General features: G+C 61.5%; 23 protein-coding genes. 18 read left to right on the top strand and 5 right to left on the bottom strand.

Annotated elements, in window-relative coordinates; translation table 11 throughout:
* Positions 1–40: 40 nt before the first annotated feature.
* From RUH75_RS00210 to RUH75_RS00180, 7 genes are all read left to right on the top strand, one after another.
* A complete protein-coding gene (locus tag RUH75_RS00210; protein WP_313800977.1) occupies positions 41–397 on the top strand; it encodes a phage tail assembly protein in 357 nt (118 codons plus the stop codon).
* On the top strand, positions 397–525 hold the full coding sequence (locus tag RUH75_RS00205; RefSeq protein ID WP_313800975.1) for a GpE family phage tail protein: 129 nt from the start codon (positions 397–399) through the stop codon (positions 523–525). Before RUH75_RS00210 ends, RUH75_RS00205 begins: the two co-directional genes overlap by 1 nt.
* Positions 525–2,693 carry a phage tail tape measure protein gene (locus RUH75_RS00200; RefSeq protein ID WP_313800973.1) on the top strand — a complete coding sequence of 723 codons (2,169 nt, stop codon included), beginning with the start codon at positions 525–527 and terminating at the stop codon, positions 2,691–2,693. Before RUH75_RS00205 ends, RUH75_RS00200 begins: the two co-directional genes overlap by 1 nt.
* Positions 2,694–2,850: 157 nt before the next feature.
* Positions 2,851–4,218 carry a DUF3696 domain-containing protein gene (locus RUH75_RS00195; RefSeq protein ID WP_313800971.1) on the top strand — a complete coding sequence of 456 codons (1,368 nt, stop codon included), beginning with the start codon at positions 2,851–2,853 and terminating at the stop codon, positions 4,216–4,218.
* A gap of 98 nt (positions 4,219–4,316) precedes the next feature.
* The gene (locus tag RUH75_RS00190) at positions 4,317–4,721 is read left to right on the top strand and encodes a hypothetical protein (RefSeq protein WP_313800969.1); all 405 of its coding nucleotides are present in this window, start codon (positions 4,317–4,319) and stop codon (positions 4,719–4,721) included.
* A 142-nt stretch (positions 4,722–4,863) separates the two neighbouring features.
* Positions 4,864–5,268 (top strand): phage tail protein, encoded by a 405-nt coding sequence (locus tag RUH75_RS00185; protein WP_313800967.1) that lies wholly within the window; start codon positions 4,864–4,866, stop codon positions 5,266–5,268.
* Positions 5,265–6,257 (top strand): contractile injection system protein, VgrG/Pvc8 family, encoded by a 993-nt coding sequence (locus RUH75_RS00180; RefSeq protein ID WP_313800965.1) that lies wholly within the window; start codon positions 5,265–5,267, stop codon positions 6,255–6,257. Before RUH75_RS00185 ends, RUH75_RS00180 begins: the two co-directional genes overlap by 4 nt.
* On the opposite strand, the gene RUH75_RS00175 is transcribed toward RUH75_RS00180, so the two are convergent.
* The 3 genes from RUH75_RS00175 to RUH75_RS00170 form a co-directional block, all read right to left on the bottom strand.
* Positions 6,254–6,622, bottom strand: a complete 369-nt coding sequence (locus RUH75_RS00175) for a DUF6173 family protein (protein WP_313800963.1) — start codon at positions 6,620–6,622, stop codon at positions 6,254–6,256. The genes RUH75_RS00180 and RUH75_RS00175 overlap by 4 nt on opposite strands.
* A 76-nt stretch (positions 6,623–6,698) precedes the next feature.
* Entirely contained in the window at positions 6,699–6,923 is a 225-nt protein-coding gene (locus RUH75_RS23610; RefSeq protein WP_409592301.1) for an HIRAN domain-containing protein, read from the bottom strand.
* Positions 6,924–6,946: 23 nt separating this feature from the next.
* Complete coding sequence (locus tag RUH75_RS00170; RefSeq protein ID WP_313800961.1) at positions 6,947–7,711, bottom strand: XRE family transcriptional regulator; 765 nt, start codon at positions 7,709–7,711, stop codon at positions 6,947–6,949.
* A gap of 85 nt (positions 7,712–7,796) precedes the next feature.
* On the opposite strand from RUH75_RS00170, the gene RUH75_RS00165 reads away from it, so the two are divergent.
* From RUH75_RS00165 to RUH75_RS00115, 11 genes are all read left to right on the top strand, one after another.
* Positions 7,797–8,141, top strand: coding sequence for a YdaS family helix-turn-helix protein (locus RUH75_RS00165; RefSeq protein WP_313800959.1), 345 nt, complete (start codon positions 7,797–7,799; stop codon positions 8,139–8,141).
* Complete coding sequence (locus RUH75_RS00160; protein WP_313800957.1) at positions 8,138–8,593, top strand: hypothetical protein; 456 nt, start codon at positions 8,138–8,140, stop codon at positions 8,591–8,593. The genes RUH75_RS00165 and RUH75_RS00160 overlap by 4 nt, the downstream gene beginning before the upstream one ends.
* A gap of 149 nt (positions 8,594–8,742) precedes the next feature.
* Complete coding sequence (locus tag RUH75_RS00155; RefSeq protein ID WP_313800955.1) at positions 8,743–9,048, top strand: hypothetical protein; 306 nt, start codon at positions 8,743–8,745, stop codon at positions 9,046–9,048.
* Complete coding sequence (locus tag RUH75_RS00150) at positions 9,045–9,419, top strand: ogr/Delta-like zinc finger family protein (protein ID WP_313800953.1); 375 nt, start codon at positions 9,045–9,047, stop codon at positions 9,417–9,419. Before RUH75_RS00155 ends, RUH75_RS00150 begins: the two co-directional genes overlap by 4 nt.
* Positions 9,420–9,713: 294 nt before the next feature.
* Positions 9,714–12,353 (top strand): bifunctional DNA primase/helicase, encoded by a 2,640-nt coding sequence (locus RUH75_RS00145; RefSeq protein WP_313800951.1) that lies wholly within the window; start codon positions 9,714–9,716, stop codon positions 12,351–12,353.
* Entirely contained in the window at positions 12,350–12,547 is a 198-nt protein-coding gene (locus tag RUH75_RS00140) for a hypothetical protein (protein WP_313800949.1), read from the top strand. The genes RUH75_RS00145 and RUH75_RS00140 overlap by 4 nt, the downstream gene beginning before the upstream one ends.
* Complete coding sequence (locus RUH75_RS00135; RefSeq protein WP_313800947.1) at positions 12,540–12,848, top strand: hypothetical protein; 309 nt, start codon at positions 12,540–12,542, stop codon at positions 12,846–12,848. Before RUH75_RS00140 ends, RUH75_RS00135 begins: the two co-directional genes overlap by 8 nt.
* Before the next feature lie 21 nt (positions 12,849–12,869).
* Positions 12,870–13,169: a hypothetical protein gene (locus RUH75_RS00130; RefSeq protein WP_313800945.1), complete on the top strand. Its 300-nt coding sequence runs from the start codon at positions 12,870–12,872 to the stop codon at positions 13,167–13,169.
* On the top strand, positions 13,166–13,702 hold the full coding sequence (locus RUH75_RS00125; protein WP_313800943.1) for a hypothetical protein: 537 nt from the start codon (positions 13,166–13,168) through the stop codon (positions 13,700–13,702). Before RUH75_RS00130 ends, RUH75_RS00125 begins: the two co-directional genes overlap by 4 nt.
* The gene (locus RUH75_RS00120) at positions 13,699–13,980 is read left to right on the top strand and encodes a helix-turn-helix domain-containing protein (protein WP_313800941.1); all 282 of its coding nucleotides are present in this window, start codon (positions 13,699–13,701) and stop codon (positions 13,978–13,980) included. The genes RUH75_RS00125 and RUH75_RS00120 overlap by 4 nt, the downstream gene beginning before the upstream one ends.
* 4 nt (positions 13,981–13,984) lie before the next feature.
* The gene (locus tag RUH75_RS00115) at positions 13,985–15,055 is read left to right on the top strand and encodes a site-specific integrase (RefSeq protein ID WP_313800939.1); all 1,071 of its coding nucleotides are present in this window, start codon (positions 13,985–13,987) and stop codon (positions 15,053–15,055) included.
* A 158-nt stretch (positions 15,056–15,213) separates the two neighbouring features.
* On the opposite strand, the gene RUH75_RS00110 is transcribed toward RUH75_RS00115, so the two are convergent.
* Together RUH75_RS00110 and RUH75_RS00105 are read right to left on the bottom strand one after the other, a co-directional pair.
* On the bottom strand, positions 15,214–16,239 hold the full coding sequence (locus RUH75_RS00110; RefSeq protein WP_409592288.1) for a winged helix DNA-binding protein: 1,026 nt from the start codon (positions 16,237–16,239) through the stop codon (positions 15,214–15,216).
* A 223-nt stretch (positions 16,240–16,462) separates the two neighbouring features.
* Positions 16,463–17,314 carry a D-amino-acid transaminase gene (locus tag RUH75_RS00105; protein WP_313800937.1) on the bottom strand — a complete coding sequence of 284 codons (852 nt, stop codon included), beginning with the start codon at positions 17,312–17,314 and terminating at the stop codon, positions 16,463–16,465.
* Positions 17,315–17,321 lie beyond the last annotated feature (7 nt).

The raw sequence follows: 17,321 nt of genomic DNA, 5'->3' as shown, positions 1-17,321 counted from the left end.
ACCGGTCCACATCGCCCCGCAGATCCAAGGAACCCCGCACATGACCGACCAGGCCGAAATCGCCGCCGCCACCGAACCGAAGAACCGCTTCGCCAAAATAACCCTGTCCCAGCCGATCAAGCGGGGCGAGACGGAGATCGTGGAGCTGACCCTTCGCAAGCCCAAGGCCAGCGAGCTTCGCGGCCTGACGCTTCAGGATATTCTCACCACCGACATTGGCGCGATCATCACCATCATTCCCCGCATTTCCGACCCGATCCTGCTCAAGGACGAGGCCGAGGATCTGGAGGCTGATGACCTGGCCGAGATCGGGGGCGCGATCCGCTCTTTTTTTATGACGGCGGCGGAGACGAAGGCGGTCGAGATGTACATCGCGGATCAGCTCCCGAAGACCTGATGGCCAATATCGCCGCCGTCTTCCACTGGCCGCTGTCCGAGCTGCGCGAGCTGGATCTCGATGAACTGATCGACTGGAGCGGCCGCGCTACGGCGCGCTGGAACGCCATGTGGGGTGAGAAGGGCTGATGAACAACAAGCTGTCCCTGCTGGTGAACTTCATCGGCGTCGACAAAATGTCCGGCGCGCTCAAGAACATCGTTGGCCTGGGCAGCAAGGGCTCCAGGTCCCTGCGCGCCCTGGCCGGCGATTCGCGCAAGCTGTCCCGCGACCTTCAGTCCGTGCAGCGGGAAATCGCCAAGGGCAGCGGCAATGTCACCCAATTGATCGAACGGGAGCGCGATCTTGAGCGCCAACTCGCTCAGACGAACACCCAGCTTCAGCGCCAGCGCCGTCTGGCCGCGATCGACGCCGATCGCATGGCCATGCAGCGCCGCGCCGATGAACTGAAGGGCAAGGGCGCCGACAACGTCATGAAGGGCGCGGCCATGGCGGCACCCTTCATCTATGCCACCAAGGCGGCGGCCGACTTCTCCAGCGGCATGGTCGATATCCAGCAAAAGGCTGAACTGTCGAACCAGGAAACGGACCGGATGGCGAACAACATCGTTCGCCTGGCCGCCGCCGCGAAGCAACTGCCGGAGGATATGCGCGCCGGCGTGGACGTGCTGTCCGGCTTCGGCCTCGATCCGCGCAAGGCGATACAGATGATCGGTCCGATCGGCCGCCTCGGCACGGCCTTCAAGGTGGAGATCGCGGACGGCGCGTCCGCCGCCTATGCCAACCTCAACAATCTGAAGGTGCCGATAGGCCAAACCGCCAAGGCGCTCGATATCATGGCCGCCGCAGGCAATGCGGGCGCCTTTGAAGTGAAGGACATGGCGCGCCATTTCCCCGGCCTTACGGCGCAGATGCAGGCATTGGGGCAGAAGGGCGTGCCTGCAGTCGCGGATTTGTCCGCTGCGCTCCAGATCGCCCGTCGCGGCGCCGGTGACGCGGATGAAGCGGCCAACAACGTGCAGAACCTGCTGAGCAAGATCAATTCGCCCGCGACCATCAAAGCGTTTCAGAAGAATTTCGGGGTCGATCTGCCAGCGGCGCTGAAACAAGCCTATGCCAAGGGCAAGACGCCACTGGAGGCCATTGCCGATCTGACGATGAAGGCCACCGGCGGTGATATGAGCAAGCTTGGCTTTGTCTTTGAGGATATGCAGGCGCAGTCGGCCTTGCGGTCGTTGATCCAGAACATGGACGAATTCCGCAAGATGCGGGCGGAGATTGCGAAATCTTCCGGTACCACGGACCGCGCCTTTGACCAGCGCGTGGCGCGCGATGCCACGGTTCAGTGGCGCGCCTTCCTGGGCACCGCGTCCAGGCTGGCCATCGTCCTGGGCACCACGCTGTTGCCCGTCGCCACCAATGTCCTGAACATTGTCGGTCGGGCGGCTGAGCGGTTCGGGGATTGGGCGCAGGCCAACCCCGCGCTGGCGGCTTCATTGATGCAGGGGGCAGCGGCGCTGGTAAGCTTTCGGATCGGCCTCGGCGTGGCTCAATTCGCGCTGGGCAGCATTATCGGCCCGCTCGGATCGGTCATCTCGATCGCGCGAAAGGCCGCGCCCGTCCTCGCCCTCCTGCGGGGTGCCGCGATCTTCCTTGCCCAGGGCGTCCTGCGCGCCGGCGCAATGATGCTGGCGAACCCCATCGTCCTCATCATCACCGCCATAGCCGTCGCGGTCGGCGCAGCCGCCTATCTGATCTACAGCAATTGGGACAAGATCAGCGCTACCTTCACCAATGGCGTTGCCTGGGTAAAGCAGGCCATTGGTGGCTTGCCCGACTGGTTAAAGAACATCGGCAGCATGATGATGCAGGGCCTGTTGATGGCCATCAACCCGATGGCCCTTGCATGGAAGCTCGTGCAGATGGCCAAAACCGGCGTCACGGCCTTCAAATCCTATCTCGGCATCAAAAGTCCCTCGCGGCTGTTCATGGCCCTTGGCGGCCATGTCGCGGGCGGACTGGAGCAGGGCATTGACGGCAATCGCCACGGCCCCGCCCGCGCCGCCAGTCGCATGGCAGCGGGCGTGCTGGCGGCAGGGGCCATGTCGCTCGCCCCGGCAGGTGCGGCACGACGCCTAGGACCGGTGGCGGCATCCCAGGGCGGTGGCGACAGCTACCATTTCCATATCCAGCAATTACCTGGCGAGGACGCCGACGCACTGGCCCAGCGTGTCATCGACCGGATCGAGCGGATCAAGGCTCGAAAAGAGCGCTCCAGCTATGAGGATGGGAGTTAAGTGGGGCGCAAGCGGGTAGTAGCTATAGCGGTCAGAAGGTCGCCTCAATGGAAGAGGGTGACTTCATGATTGCGGGAGCATGACTGTCCGTCACATAGTTCTTAGCGAACGATCGCGCCGCTCGTTTCGCGTACGAGCTTCTGCTAAGGCCTGATTCATGCTGACCTCAATGCAATTCACTAACTTTAAGTCCTGGGAGGATGCCGACATTCAATGCGGCAGGATCACTGGGATTTTCGGCACTAATTCATCGGGCAAGACCAGCCTGCTCCAGTTTCTGTTGCTTCTTAAGCAGACCAAGCAAGCCAGTGATCGCGCGATTGCCCTCGAATTAAATGGTGATCTCGTTCAGCTTGGAACCATGCGCGATGTGCTGCATGCCCATGACGAGAGCCGGTCGATCGAGGCGAAGCTAACGTTTGACCTCGAGGAGGAGCTTACCCTTAATGATCCCTCGGGGAAGCGGACCTCAGCGATTGCGTCGGGAGAGGAGTTGACCTTCCAGGTGGAGATCGGCGTCAACAAACGTGCTCCGCAGACAAAGAGCATTGGCTATACCTTGGGCGATACTCGTTTCAGTTTGACGCAGAAGGGCAAGGATTCCACTGAGTTCGAACTTCAATCGCTTCCGCTCCGCAAGACTTCCAAGAGCTTTTCATTCGTGCGGACTCAGGGACGGCCATGGCAGCTTCCCGGGCCCATCAAGTCCTATGCCTTCCCTGACCAGGCGCGAACCTTCTTTCAGAATTCCGGGTTTCTGGCCGATCTCGAGGCCTGCTTTGAAGAGCAACTCGACAACATCTATTATCTGGGTCCGCTTCGAGAATATCCGCAGCGGGACTATCTATGGGCGCGATCTCGGCCCAGCGACGTCGGCCAGCGGGGCGAAAAGACGATCGACGCGATCCTTGCGGCAACCGAGGCCGAAGACACACGCAACATCAGATATAATGCGCGATACATGCCCTTTCAGAAAATGATCGCGCACTGGTTGCGTGAGCTGGGGCTCATTGAAAGCTTCAGCGTCGACGAGATCGCCGAAGGGTCGAACCGCTGGCAAGCGAAGGTGAAAACCCGGAAAGGCGCCAGCGACGTCCTTCTGACCGATGTCGGTTTTGGCGTGTCGCAGGTTCTGCCGGTAATTACGCTTCTTCAATATGTTCCCGAAGGATCGACCGTCATCTTCGAGCAGCCGGAGATCCACCTGCATCCGCTAGCACAGGCCGGTCTTGCCGATGCGATCATTCAGGCAGCGGTCCATCGCGGCGTTCAGGTCATATTCGAAAGTCATTCCGAGCATCTCCTCCTGCGGCTCCAAAGGCGGATTGCCGAGGAGGCGGTAACGTCGGACAATGTCCGCCTCTATTTCTGCGACGCGCCAAAGGGGAAATCCCAAATAGTGCCGTTGGAGGTCGATGCGCTGGGTAATATCGGGAACTGGCCTGATCGTTTCATGGGAGACGCTTTCACCGAGGCGGCGGAAGCAGAACTGGCCCGCCTGTCACGTATGAAAGCGCCGAAGTGAACCGTTGTGTGGTGGATACGAATGTCCCAATCGTTGCGAATGCTCGCCCCGACCCAAGTGATCTAAGGCCGCCTTCGGTAGCTTGTCGCGAGGCTGCCGTGACTTTCCTTCGGGAACTGGTCGCAAGTGGGACGATCCTCGTGGACACGGCCGGTGAGGTGCTGACTGAATATCGGCGTTATCTCGATCCGCGCGGGCAACCGGGGGTAGGAGATCGCTTTTATATGACGATCCTCATGAGCCTGCCTGCGCGCGTCGAGCGAGTAGACTTGCCTCTACGAGAGGATGGTCAATATGCCGACCTTCCTCAGCCGATTATTGATGCAGGATTCGACCCGAGCGACCGTAAATTTGCTGCGCTGGCCGCCAAGGAAGGCTCGCCCGTGTATAATGCCACGGATAGCGACTGGATCGAACAGGCAAAAGTTCTAGCAGCCGAGGGCGTTGAGGTAGTCCACCTATGTGGATGTGATCAAGAGACTTGGTTTGAGGGCATGAGTTAATCGTGTGCCGACAAGTGCTTCGCGTTGTAAGAAATTGCGCTCTGTCGGAGGAGCGCTAAACTGAATGGCATTTTGCCGGTAACACTGCCTCCCACCCGTCCACCCGCTGTGATCGCGCGCGTGATGGGGCGAAATCCGGCCAATGGCCTCCCTCCCCCTCAGCCCCGCGAACCTGATGACGCTTGGTATGTTCATCTTCGGCATGGACACAATCCCCTATCAGGATCTCCAGCGCCGCATGAACTGGCGGCATGAGGAGAGCGAGCGTTTCGGCCAGCGCCCCGCCAGCCAGTACGCTGGCCCCGGCGAGGATATCATCACCATTGCGGGCCTAGTCGTGCCGGAGGTCGCAGGCAGCTATGCATCGATCGAGCGTCTGATCGAAATGGCCGGCACAGGCGACAACTGGCCGCTGGTCGACGGACTCGGGCGCGTGCTGGGCCACTATCGCATTGAGGCGATCGACATTATGCATCGCGGGATCATGGCAGGCGGCCTGCCGCGCGGGCAGGATTTCTCCATGGATCTGAAGCGGGTCGACGGATGACGGCGAACAGGGCCGGTGCGCGGCTCATACTCGACGGGACGGACCTGACCGACAAGATCAACCCGCGCCTGGTGGAACTCACGCTGACCGAGAAGCGCGGCGGGGAGGCCGACGAACTGAGCGTCGCCCTGCAAAATGCCGACGGCCAGCTCGTCATGCCTGATCCCGGCAAAGTTCTCGCCCTCGCGCTGGGGTGGGAGCAGAGCGACGATGTCGCCGCGGGTCTGGTCGAAAAGGGGCGTTTCACCGTCGATGAGGTGGAGGCATCCGGCCCGCCCGACCGGATCATGATCCGCGCCCGGTCGGCCGACCTATCCGGTTCCTATCGCAAACGCCGGACGAAAAGCTGGAAGTCCACCACGCTCGGCGCCGTGCTGTCCGACATTGCCGGTCGCCATGGCGTCACCGCCCAGGTGCACCCTGATCTGGCCACCAAGGTCATCACCGCGCTCGACCAGAACGGCAAGAGCGACATGGCCTTGGTCAAGGATCTGGGCAGCCGGTACGACGCCATCGCCACCTGGAAGGACCGGCGGCTGATCTTCATGCCGGTCGGGAGCACGACCACGGTCAGCGGCACCGCGATCCCGTCTTTCACGCTAACGCGGCAGGACGGCTGGAGCTGGAGCTTCACACGCGCCCAGCGGGACGAGAATGACGGCGTTGAAGCCGAGTGGCACGACCAGGCCGCCGGTCGACGCAAGAAGCACTCTACGGGCGGGAGCAACCCCAAGCGCCTGAAGCGCGTCTATGGTAGCGAAGCGGACGCGAAACAGGCAGCGGAGGCCGAAACGAAAAAGCGGGCGCGGGGCGGCTATCGTTTCGAATACGACCTTGCCTTCGCTGACTGCCGCATCCAACCCAACAGGCGCGTGACGCTCTCGGGCTGGAATACGAAGATCGATGCCATCAAATGGCTGGTCGAAACGGTCGAAACGACACTCGACAGTCGGGGTATTCGGCAGAAGGTTGCTTTGGAGAGTGTTTAACTGTCGATTTTTTCGACTAAGATGAAACCGATACGCCTCGGTTCGTCTTTCAATTTTGGCACAGCGGTCAACAGTATAGACATCTGCGTATAGTGTTGCATCAGCTGCATCGGCTTTCCATTTTCATTGGTGCCGTAGTAGATCAGCATGTCAGGTCCCCAGAAACCGACATCCTCAATATGCATCACGGAAGTGTCTGGTGTCGCGACGAGGCGCAAACCGATCTCCTCATCATCGCTGAGATCCTCTTCGAAACCGGCGATGTTCTTGGCGATCCGTTCATAAGCCCAGGAAGCGGGGTTCAACTGACTTTGGGATGGGCCTATAGGGGGGCTAAGCGCACGGATGGAATCAAGATCGTTCATGAAGTTCTCCTCGTTTTCATCGATCGGACAGCCCTACGACACAGCGAGCTTTACAATTTCTTTTGACCGGCGCCGACTATGCCCAGATCTGAGCTGCTGGCACCAAGTTGTATAGCCTGGTCGACAGATAACCGGTTTGGACCGCACGCGCGGAATAGACGGCAATAGCGAGCGGATCATGCTTGTTGTGGGGTTCCAGGCGCAACTCGACCGGTTCACCTGGAGGGCACAGCAAAATCTCGAAACACCGGTCAGATCCGTCCCGGTTGGGAAATTGCACGCCCACGACCGCCAAGGACATTGCGGGCAGGCGATCGGAGATCATCAGACGCTTTTCACCACAGCGACGACCCGGCCCACGATGAAGAGGTCGCCGTCAGTAGCAAAATCGTCGCGGATAAGTTGGTTGTCAGAGCTGATGCGGATCGTCCCGTCCGGCTGCGCGCGAAGCCGCTTGATCATGCCCCAGCCTGAATAGACGATGGCCCAGATCTTATCGCCCATTTCAGGCCGCGTCTGCGATCGATCAATGATGACGACGTCTTGGTCATGGATGGTCGGCATCATGGAATCACCCGCACCTTTGGTGCTGCAAAGCATATGAGGGGGTGAGTTGGTGAACTGACTGATCCAGCTCCGCGAGAATTTTACCTTCTCGACCTCGATATGATCGGTGTCCAGGAATGTGCCGCCCATTCCATATTTCAGGTCGATGCTGTCAATTTCGACTAGGTCTTCATCAACTTCGACACTCACCGGTTTGGGAATTCGAAGCTGCTCAGGTTTGGCGAGCCTCTTATGCCCGAGGCCCGTCCGTATCGCTGCAAGGTCGTCCTCACTGATGCTCTCGCCTGCAGCATCGAACATATCGATTTTCTCGTCGCTAGCGCCGATCAGCCAGCTGAGATTTACCGCAAGGTTCTCGGCTATCTTCGGTAGAAGCCGGGAATTTCGCGTCGCCCCGGTAAGGATCTGACTTATCGCTCCCTGCGTTGCCCCCACGGCTTCCGCCAGATCCTCCTGGGTGGTGCCGGTTTCCTCCATGCGCTCACGCACACGAATCGCGGTTATGGGGAGCTTCTTAGTCACCTTATTAGCGCATAGGGCGGATGAACTAATATCCATCATTAGTTTCCTGTTGACGTAATATAAGATCGCTAATATGCGCTAATGCATGGACACGAAACCTACCCGTTTTGAAGCGCTTAAGCTCGTAATAGAGGCCTACGGAACGCAGGAAGCAGCGGCTGCCGCATTCCGTGTTTCCCAGTCTTCCATCAGCCGATGGCTGAGCCAATCGAAACAGCTTCCCGCCGAACATGTCATTCAGGCCGAAACTGACACCGGCATTTCTCGTCATTGGATACGCCCCGACATCTACCCTGTTGAAGATGCGGCTTCTCGACTCCGCGAACATGCAGTGGATCAATTTGCCGACCTAAGGTTCGTAGGGACCGACCGCCGCGCAGGTAATGGCAATCGACCCATATTTTTGGACACTCTGAGGGCGAGTCGATGACCAAGGAACGCCGACCGCTGACCCCTTATCGGGCTCTTGCACGGATAGCGGATTTGCTGGGATGGGATGGCTGCGCCGAAGTCATTGGCAAGTCGGAATGGTCCGTCCGCAAATTCAGCGATCCCGACGCAGGCCGCTCGATCAGCCTGCATGACGCAATCCGGCTAGACGTTGCATACCGCAATGCCGGGGGCGTCGGGGCGCCGCTATTTGAGTGCTACGCTGGTCGGCTCGATATCTTGGGCGCGACCGATAATGCGCAGCTCGCCTGTCTGCTCGATGTCTCAGGGAAAGCGGCAAAAGAGGCGGGCGAAGCTGTCGCCGCCGCTTTGAGCGCAGCTGCGAATTCGCACGATCCTGCTGCGCGTATGAAGGCGATCACAGAGATCGAGGAAGGCATTGCCGCCTTCCAGACCGTTCGGACCACGCTATGCCAGGGTGAGGCGCCATGACAAAACGTCGAGATCCCCTGAGTTATAAGGGGACCCTCATAACCGTTGCCAATCTGATCGGTTGGGATCGGTGCGCTGCCATCTGCGGCGTCCGTTCGGAACGTACAGTGCGACACTGGTCTGATCCGGATTGTGAGACAGAAATTCGCATGGTCGATGCTGAGCGACTCGATTCAGCGTTCCTAGAAAGCGGCGGAGATTATGCGCCCTTTCATCGTCTTCATGCCCTGCGTGTCGATTTGGAAGGCAGGAAATTCCCGGACGCCTGCTTGACCAAATTGGCCGGTCAAGCCGCTGTGGACGCCGGCGAAGCAGTTGCCGCGCTCATTGAGTTAAGTGCCGTCACCAGTCCGTGCGCGGTGAGGAACGCCCGTGAAAAGACGGAGAATGCCATCGGCACTTTCACCAGCGGCCTTGCCGCTCTCGATCGCGGGAAAAAGGGAGATCAGGCATGAACTTCGAACATCGCCCGCCGCGCCCCCTCATCGAGGCGCCCTTGCAGTTTCGCACGAGCTCGGGCGGGGAGCGCGCCAAGCATAATGCGCTCATCACTTGCCCGAAATGCGATGCGCCCTGTTTCATCCGCCGTAGCGCCCGTGTGACCGGCCTGGTGAAGCATATCGACGCGCATTGTACCAACACGGGCTGCGCCCACACCTTCATGCTGGAGCTGGTTTTCGTCCACTCCTACAGCACCGGCCTGATCGACCGCCCGGACCTGAACCTTCCGGTTTGTCCGCGCGACCAGGTGCCTCATGTCCTGCCACCATCCCGCGACGGTCCCGATCAGGACCCCGATCAGTTGACCATGTTCAGCCCCGGCTGATCGGGCCGCCAACCACCACCGACAAATGATTTTGAACAACGGCCGCGATCCGGCCGAGGGGGACGCTTTGCCTGACGACACGCCATTCCTGGCCAATCCATCCGCCTGCGATGGTTGCGGCGGCCATTACCGTACCCTCTTCGACGCCTTCAAGAACGATCGCGGCTTTGTTCGCCTATGCGGCGGATGCGTGGAACCGGCTCGCAGCCCGGCCAGAGCATATCTCGGCCCGTACCCCATCCGCTCCGCCCGCCCCGCGCCAACGCTCCACCTGGTTGCTGGAGATTCGGACCGGTGAATCTCGAAGCACAAATATTGAAGGGCCTCCAGGAGCGGTTCAAATTCCGCAAACCGAAGGGGAACTGGATGCAGGAGGGCCTTTGCCCCAACTGCAAACAATGGGAAGCCTTCTGTTCTGCCAGCGAGCCCAAGATCGTCCGTTGCTCCCGTGAGGAACGGTGCGGATGGGAAGATAGCGTCCGCAACCTGCTGCCCGATCTGTTCGAGGATTGGTCGAAGCGCTTTCCCACCACCGACGCCAATCCTACGGCGGCGGCCGACGCCTATCTGCTGCATGAGCGCGGCTTCGATCTCCAATATCTGCGCGGCGCCTACAGCCAGGAAGTCTATCACGACCCTGAAAGCGATCAATCCGGCGCGACAGTCCGCTTTCAGGTCGGCCCGACCTGGTGGGAACGCATCATCGATCGCCCCGGCCGCTTCGGGAAGAAGGCCCATTTCAAGAAGGGCGGCAAGCCGGGCGGCCATGCATGGATGCCGTCCAAGCTGAAGATCACGGACTTCGCCCAGGCCGACCGCATCTTCATCACAGAAGGCATCTTCAACGCCCAGGCGCTCTACCAAGGCGCCGGTTTGCTCTCTGTATCGGCCATGTCCTGCAACTATTGGCCGGAGCATTTCCTTGACCAGCTCAAGGAAGAGATCCGCGCCATCAAGCGGCCGACCCGCCCCGAGCTGGTTTTCGCCTTCGATCCCGGCGCCGCCGGCGTCAAATGGACCCGCAAATTCGTCGATCGCGCCATCGAAGAGGGCTGGGCCGCAACCGCCGCCCAGGTGCGCCCCGATGGCGAGGGCACCACGCACGACTGGAATGACCTCTTCCTGCGTCACCAGCAGTGGAAGGGAAAGCCCGAACACGCCCCGCTCTCCCCGGAAATGATCGAGGAATATCTGTGGAATGGCGCGGTCACGATCGCGAAGAAGCCGCGCGAAAAGGCGCACTTGATCTTCGGACGCAAGGCGCTCGCCAGCTTCGATTTCCGCCACGGCAACCGCCTGTGGTGGTGCCGCAGCTCATGGAAGGACGAGACGCACGAACTGATCGTGGAGGAAATCGCCAACTGCGCCTTCCGCATGCTCTACCGCGAGCGGGACGAGATTTCCGACGAAACCAACTATTTCCTTCAGGTCGATTTCCCGGACCAGCCCACGGTCAAAGCGCGTTTCACCGCCGCCTGCTGCGCCAATTCGGGCGAGTTCAAAAAGCGCCTGATGGCCTTCGCCGGCATGTGGAGCGGATCGGGCGAGCAGCTTGATCGGCTGATGCGCAACCAGACGCGCCGCCTGAAGGTGGTCGAACCGATCCCCTTCACCGGCTATTCGGCCCAGCATCGCGCCTGGCTGTTCCCCGATATCGCCGTGCGCGACGGCCGGATCGAGAAGATCAACGGCGAAAATTATTTCGACTTCGGCCAGCAGGCGGTGAAGCTGCGCAGCCCCGAGCGACTGCTCGATATCCAATATGATCCGGATCGGATGGATTTCGAATGGGTGCCGGATCTCTGGACCGCCTTCGGACCCAAGGGCGTTATAACGCTCGCCTTCTTCGTGATGAGCTTCTTTGCGGTCCAGATCCGCGACCGCCATAAGACCCTGGGCTTCCTGGAACTGACCGGGCCCCCCGGTTCGGGCAAGTCCACCCTGATCGAGCTGATGTGGAAGATGGCGGGCCGCGCCGGCTATGAAGGCTTCGACCCGAACAAGGGCACCCCGGCCTTTATCGCCCGCAGCTTGCTCAAGGTGTCGAACCTGCCCGTCGGCTTCATGGAAAGCGGCCGCGACGACGACAAGCGCGCCGGAACGCGGCAGTTCGATCCGAACGAGCTGCTGGTTCTCTATGGCGGCCGCTCGCCGCGCGGCCTGGGCCAGAAATCGGGCGGATACGAAACCTCCGAACCGCCATTCCTCGGCGCGATCTACCTCATGCAGAATGAGCGGATCGACGCGCACCCCGCTGTGCTCGAACGCCTGATGTCGATGCCGATCGACAAGTCGCGCTGGTCGGAAGCAACCCGCGACGCCGCTGTGCGCCTCGAAACATGGCCGATGGAAAATGTGTCCGGCACCATCGTCCATGTCGTCCGCAACGAAGCAAAGTTCCTGCCTTTCTTCTTCGAACGCTACACCGCGCACGATCGGGAAATGTCCAAGCGGGTTCCCGGCCTGGTCAACAGCCGCCCGATCAAAACGCACTCGCAGCTCGCCGCCGCCGTCGAGGCGCTGCCACATCTTTTCCCGAACATCCGGCCCGAATGGATCGCGGAAACGCTACAGCAGATCGACGCCATGGCGCTCGACCGGCAGCAATCATGCGGTGGCGATCATCCTCTCGTCTCCCGCTTCTGGGAACAGGTCGAATTTCTCCTCGATCGCGAAAAGACCGCCGATCACGAGGAAGGCAAATCGCTCAACCAGCATCGCGACCTGAACAAGATCGCCATCCGCTTGGTCGAGTTCGAGGCCCGTTGCCGCAATGCCGGCATTGTGCCGCCGGACATGGACAAGCTCAAGAAGCTGCTGCGCGGCTCTAAGTCCCGCAAATGGTTGGCCACTAAGAATGTCCGCAACCCGGCAGACCATATCGTGCTCTGCTGGATCTTCGAAAACCCCCAAAGCCCGGAGAATATCCTGTGACGAAGCAACATTTCGCTTCGCGCGCTGAATTTGCGCGCCCGCTCCCCCAGATCCTCACCATCACCTGCGCCGGCTGCCAGATCGAGAATGTCTCGCCCGACGGCAGCCTGCCCCAGGGCTGGAAACCGGTTCCCGGCGGGGTCCGCTGCTCCGATTGCGGCCCCTCCAACCGGAGGGCGCGGTCCAATGGCTAAGCACCGCTGCGACGTCGCCGGTTGCACCCGCAACCGCTCCCGCTGGCAGCGTGTCTGCGCGCGCTGTTTTGCCGTCCTTCCCCGCCGGACCAGCCTGGCGTTGATCTCCGCCTATCGATCGGGCGACCGGACCGCATGGCGGGCACTCCGCAAGGAAAGCGGACACCAGCTTGCCGACAATCTCGCCTCCGAAACCCGCCGCCTCTTGGCGCGCGCGGGCCGATCGGGGCGGACCTTACCGCCGGTGAGCAGCCAGCAAGCCTTTCAGAACCACCAGCGCCTGCTCGGAGAGCAGGACTGACCTTCAACCAGGAGCGTAGCAATGATGATGCTCACGTCGCTCGCCATCGTCCCTGACGATCGCGCCATCGCCAAGATCGCGCTTTTTACCGCCTGTCTCCTCCGCAACGTCGATGCGGTCGCCCTGCGCGATCTGGGCGATGCCCTGGCCGTTGCCGCCGGACGCGGCTGCATTCCGCGCTATGCCGACAACAGCCAGCTCGTCCGCATCATGCAGCGCCTGGGCTGGCGCAAGGACGGCTATGCCGGCGGGGGCAACCGGCGCAGCCCACGCTACGTCCGCATCAGCGCGGCCGTCGAGGATTTGGAGCAACGGTCATGACAGATCTGGTCGCCAACATCCGCGCGCGCCTTGCCCCTCTCCTGACCGAAGTCGAAGGCGCGCTCGATCGCCGCGAAAAGCAATATCCCACCCTGATCGCCAACGGCCGCATGGAGGATCATGTCGCGGCGAAGGAAATTCGAATCTGGCGCGCGATCGTCGCGGACTGGCGTGTCACCGTCACCACCATGGGAATGAAAGGAGAAGGCACCACAATCGAGGAAAAGATCGAGGTGCTGAATGATACCATCGGTCGCTACAATGCTGCCCTGGCCAAGGAAATTCGCGGATCTTCCGACGCGGTGCGCCGCGACTGTGTCGAAGGCGCGAGCCTCGCCAGCCTTAGCGATCGGCACGGTGAAGCCGTTGCCCCGATCCTCGACATTCACCGGCGGCGCGAGCGCATTGAGGATATCCGCGACTTCTACCGGCAGGCACTACCCGGCAGCCCCGGCCTGTTTCGCGGGATCGATGACTACCTCGATTTCCACCAACAGATCCGCGCAGGGCGTCAGCGGAAGGAAGCTGCATGAACCAGCCTCCCATCCTCCTGACCGAAACCGAGGCGGCCGAGTGCCTGCGGGTCTGCACCCGCACCCTGCGGAAGGCGCGCCAGGCCGGGCAACTTCACTATATTTTGATCGGCCGCGCTGTTCGGTACACTCTCGCGGATCTCGAATCATATGTTGAACAGCTTCGCCAGGTGCAGCCCGCATGTCCGCCAACCCAGCCAACCCGCAGAATATCGGTTCCCAGGCAATCGGCCAGGGGCGTGATCGTGCCCTTTACGGAGCGCAACCCGCGCCGGTGACGCCGTGAGTGTCTATAAGCCCAAGGGCAAACCCCACTATCACTATGATTTCCAGCTCAAGGGCCGCCGCTACCACGGCTCGACGGGCTGCTCTACAAAGCGGTTGGCAGAAGAATTCGAGCGCCGCGAACGGCATAAGGCAGCCCTGCCTCAGCAGCAGCGGCCGACTATAACCGTCAACGAGGCTGGCGGCCTCTATCAGGAACATGCCGAGCATCTGCCAAGCTGGAAGACGATCCGCTACATGATCGCCGCCCTGGTCGATGGCCTCGGGCAGGGCAGCCTCCTGTCGGAAATCTCCCAGCGCGATCTTCAGGTGTATTTCGCGAAGCGCCGCGACGGCCGCTCCAATGCATCGGTGAACCGGGAGATCGAGAACGCGCGCGCCATCTGGCGCCATGCCGACGACACGAAATATGACATCGGTGAAATGCCCAATTGGGGAAAGCTCTTCCTGAAGGTCGCGCGCAAGCCGCCGCGCGAGCTGGAGATCACCGAGGAAAGGAAGCTCTTTCTGGCGATCCGCAATGACGTCTCGGACGCTGTCGACTTCCTGTTGAAGTCGGGATGGCGCCGGGGCGAGGTGCTCGGCCTGCGCTGGGCCGACGTGAACCTTCAGCGCAAGCAGGCGACCACCAAGATCAAGGGCGGTGACGTGGTCATACGCCCGCTCACCACCACCCTGGTCGAGATCATCGCGCGCCAGCCCCAGGCGGATGACGAAGAGGGCAAGCAATTTGTCTTCACCTATGTGTGCCAGAAGAGCCGGGGCAATCGCCGTGCCGGCAAGCGCTACCCGCTGACCCCGACAGCCCTCCGCAAGCCCTTCGAAAAAGCGAAGGCCGAGGCCGGCGTTGAGAATTTCCGGGTCCATGATCTGCGCCACACGCGCGGGACACGTATTGTCCGCGCCACCGGCTCACTCGCGGCCGCCAAGGAAGCCCTGAAGCATCGCCGGATCGAGACGACGTTACGCTATGCGCACGTCATGGACGATGACATCCGCAACGCACTGGATGCGAGCGAGTCCCGACATAATCCCGACCAGAATAAAAAGGGGAAGCGGAAAGCCTAGCTTTCCTGCGCCCTTGCGCCACTCCGGCTGTCGCCGTGTAAACGAGACGCTCTACCAACTGAGCTAATCGCCCGATGCCGTTGCGGGACCGAAGGCATCCGGTGCGCGCCTATCTACGGCAATCCGGGCGCCGGTCAAGCAGGATCAGGGCATATTCGTCATGCGCAGAGAAAACGGCGGCTGGCGGTGAACCAACGGCTCATGGCTTCTGCGGTGGCATCGGCGAGCGCGATGAATACCCGGCGGCCGTCATGCGGGTCGGCCTGACGATCGACATAGCCCTTTTCGGTCAGCGTCCTTATCCAGCGCAGCGCGGTGGTCGGCGGCACGGCCGACGCGATGCACAGGCTGGACACGGAGACGCGCTCGTGCTCCAGCCGCGCCGCCAGCAGGTCAAGCAGCATGTCCCAGGCCGGGTCGGCGAATAGATCGGCGGGCAGGAAATCATCACGCAGACGCCGCGCCCGCAGCAGGTCGCGCACCTGTGCCGCATCCACGGTCGTGGCATCCGCGGATTTATCGGCACTGCCGATCGGTTCCAGCGCTGGCATGCCGATATAGTCGCTGGGCTGATCCGATATGCGCGGACCCAGCTCGAATGACGGCGTGGCATGACGGGGGCGGAGTGTCAGCGCCTCCAGCGTACGGGCGAGGCGGCTCACTTCCTCGCTCAACTGTTGCAGCCGCAACCCTTCGCTGTCTCGGGTCGCTTCGTTCACCCCGTGCGATTGCGCTCCGTCTGCCGCCGCCAGCAGCGCCGCGGCGAGATCGGCATGGGCGGGCCTGCAAAGCAACTGGGTCCGATCGCTGCGGAGGCAGGCATAAGCGAGGTCGACGGTTTCCAGATCAGCCACCAGGATGACCGGCATGTCGTTTTGCAGCGCCAATGTCTCAATCTGCACCAGCAGCCGTTCGATCATCACATCGGCGGTCGGACAGAAACACAGGATGATGTCGCAGCCGATCTGAACATCGAGCCGGTTCGAGGCCTGATCCAGCGGCACCGTGCCCAGCAGGCGAAGGCCTGCGGCCTCGCTCAGTCGCGCGGCATCGTCCAGATAGATGTCATCTGCCAGGATCAGCAGGGCTGGCCGCTCGTCGCGCGCGCCAAAGGGCCGGTCCAAGGATGCGCCGAAACCGATCTCATCATGATCCAACCCCACGCCGAAATCTCCCGTCTTCATTTGCTTCAGCTTATCGCAATGCCATTGTTACGCAGCCAGACCATTCTCCACTATGGAGATTCATGCCGCGCATCGCGCCGTGCGAGCGGCTTGTAAACGGGTCTTTTCCGGCCTCGCCGTAACGGACCACCAAAATGGAGCCTTGATCTCCGCCGAAATGGCGCGAATGGCGCCGTGCATTACCTTCATCCGAAATGGATCAGGTTTTGCGCATTGCTTTGCCTCAAACAGCCGTGCGCCGGGCGAAGTCGATGTAAAGCGCGCGTAACCGCATCGCGACCGGTCCGGGCATGCCGTCGCCGATCCTTTGGCCGTCGATCCGCACCACCGATTGGCAGAGCGTCGAGGCGCTGGTGATGAAGGCCTCCTTCGCCGTCAGTGCCTCGGCCACCGTGAAGGGACGGCGGATGATGGCGATGCCGCTCTCCTCCGCCAGCGCGGTCAAGGCTGCGCCCGTGCAGCCCGCCAGCACGGCCTGCGAATAGGGGCGGGTGATGACACCTTCCTCCGTCACGATGAAGGCGGTGGAGGAGGCGCCTTCGGTCACGAAACCATCCTCGACCATCCACGCCTCCTGCGCGCCAGCCTCGGCAGCGGCCCGCTTTGCCATGGCCTGCGCCAGCAGGCCGACGCTCTTGATGTCGCGCCGCGCCCAGCGCAGGTCGGGCATGGTCGCGACCGCAATGCCGTCGCGCGCGGCGGGCACGTCGAGAAAGGGCTTGGCCTGGATGAACATCGCCAGCGTCGGCTGGATATCGGGCGAGGGCAGGAAGTCGCGGCTCGCATCGGCCCCGCGCGTGATCTGGAGATAGACCAGTCCTTCCTTCAGCCCATTGCGGGCAACCAGTTCCTTCTGCGCCGCTTCGATTTCGGCAAGGGAGAGCGGCAGGGCAATGCCGATCGCGCCAGTCGACCGCTCCAGCCGGGCGAGATGGGACGCGCTGTCCACCAGCCTGCCGTCGATCACCGCCGCGACCTCATAAATGCCGTCCGCGAACAGAAAACCGCGATCCAGCACGGAAACTTGCGCTTCGGCCAAGGGCAGGAAGCGACCGTTGAGATAGGCGACGGACATGGAGTGA

This window comes from Sphingobium sp. (assembly GCF_032153725.1).
GTDB lineage: Bacteria > Pseudomonadota > Alphaproteobacteria > Sphingomonadales > Sphingomonadaceae > Sphingobium.
The sequence above is the reverse complement of the archived record's forward strand: the minus strand, read 5'-3'. Positions and strand labels throughout refer to the sequence as shown.

Coding starts and splice junctions, on each gene's coding strand:
- RUH75_RS00200 (WP_313800973.1), top strand. CDS start 525: ATGAACAACAAGCTGTCCCTGCTGGTGAACTTCATCGGCGTCGACAAA.
- RUH75_RS00195 (WP_313800971.1), top strand. CDS start 2,851: ATGCTGACCTCAATGCAATTCACTAACTTTAAGTCCTGGGAGGATGCC.
- RUH75_RS23610 (WP_409592301.1), bottom strand. CDS start 6,923: ATGTCCTTGGCGGTCGTGGGCGTGCAATTTCCCAACCGGGACGGATCT.
- RUH75_RS00125 (WP_313800943.1), top strand. CDS start 13,166: ATGACAGATCTGGTCGCCAACATCCGCGCGCGCCTTGCCCCTCTCCTG.
- RUH75_RS00210 (WP_313800977.1), top strand. CDS start 41: ATGACCGACCAGGCCGAAATCGCCGCCGCCACCGAACCGAAGAACCGC.
- RUH75_RS00120 (WP_313800941.1), top strand. CDS start 13,699: ATGAACCAGCCTCCCATCCTCCTGACCGAAACCGAGGCGGCCGAGTGC.
- RUH75_RS00135 (WP_313800947.1), top strand. CDS start 12,540: ATGGCTAAGCACCGCTGCGACGTCGCCGGTTGCACCCGCAACCGCTCC.
- RUH75_RS00160 (WP_313800957.1), top strand. CDS start 8,138: ATGACCAAGGAACGCCGACCGCTGACCCCTTATCGGGCTCTTGCACGG.
- RUH75_RS00130 (WP_313800945.1), top strand. CDS start 12,870: ATGATGATGCTCACGTCGCTCGCCATCGTCCCTGACGATCGCGCCATC.
- RUH75_RS00155 (WP_313800955.1), top strand. CDS start 8,743: ATGGTCGATGCTGAGCGACTCGATTCAGCGTTCCTAGAAAGCGGCGGA.
- RUH75_RS00205 (WP_313800975.1), top strand. CDS start 397: ATGGCCAATATCGCCGCCGTCTTCCACTGGCCGCTGTCCGAGCTGCGC.
- RUH75_RS00105 (WP_313800937.1), bottom strand. CDS start 17,314: ATGTCCGTCGCCTATCTCAACGGTCGCTTCCTGCCCTTGGCCGAAGCG.
- RUH75_RS00165 (WP_313800959.1), top strand. CDS start 7,797: ATGGACACGAAACCTACCCGTTTTGAAGCGCTTAAGCTCGTAATAGAG.
- RUH75_RS00110 (WP_409592288.1), bottom strand. CDS start 16,239: ATGAAGACGGGAGATTTCGGCGTGGGGTTGGATCATGATGAGATCGGT.
- RUH75_RS00175 (WP_313800963.1), bottom strand. CDS start 6,622: ATGAACGATCTTGATTCCATCCGTGCGCTTAGCCCCCCTATAGGCCCA.
- RUH75_RS00185 (WP_313800967.1), top strand. CDS start 4,864: ATGGCCTCCCTCCCCCTCAGCCCCGCGAACCTGATGACGCTTGGTATG.
- RUH75_RS00150 (WP_313800953.1), top strand. CDS start 9,045: ATGAACTTCGAACATCGCCCGCCGCGCCCCCTCATCGAGGCGCCCTTG.
- RUH75_RS00180 (WP_313800965.1), top strand. CDS start 5,265: ATGACGGCGAACAGGGCCGGTGCGCGGCTCATACTCGACGGGACGGAC.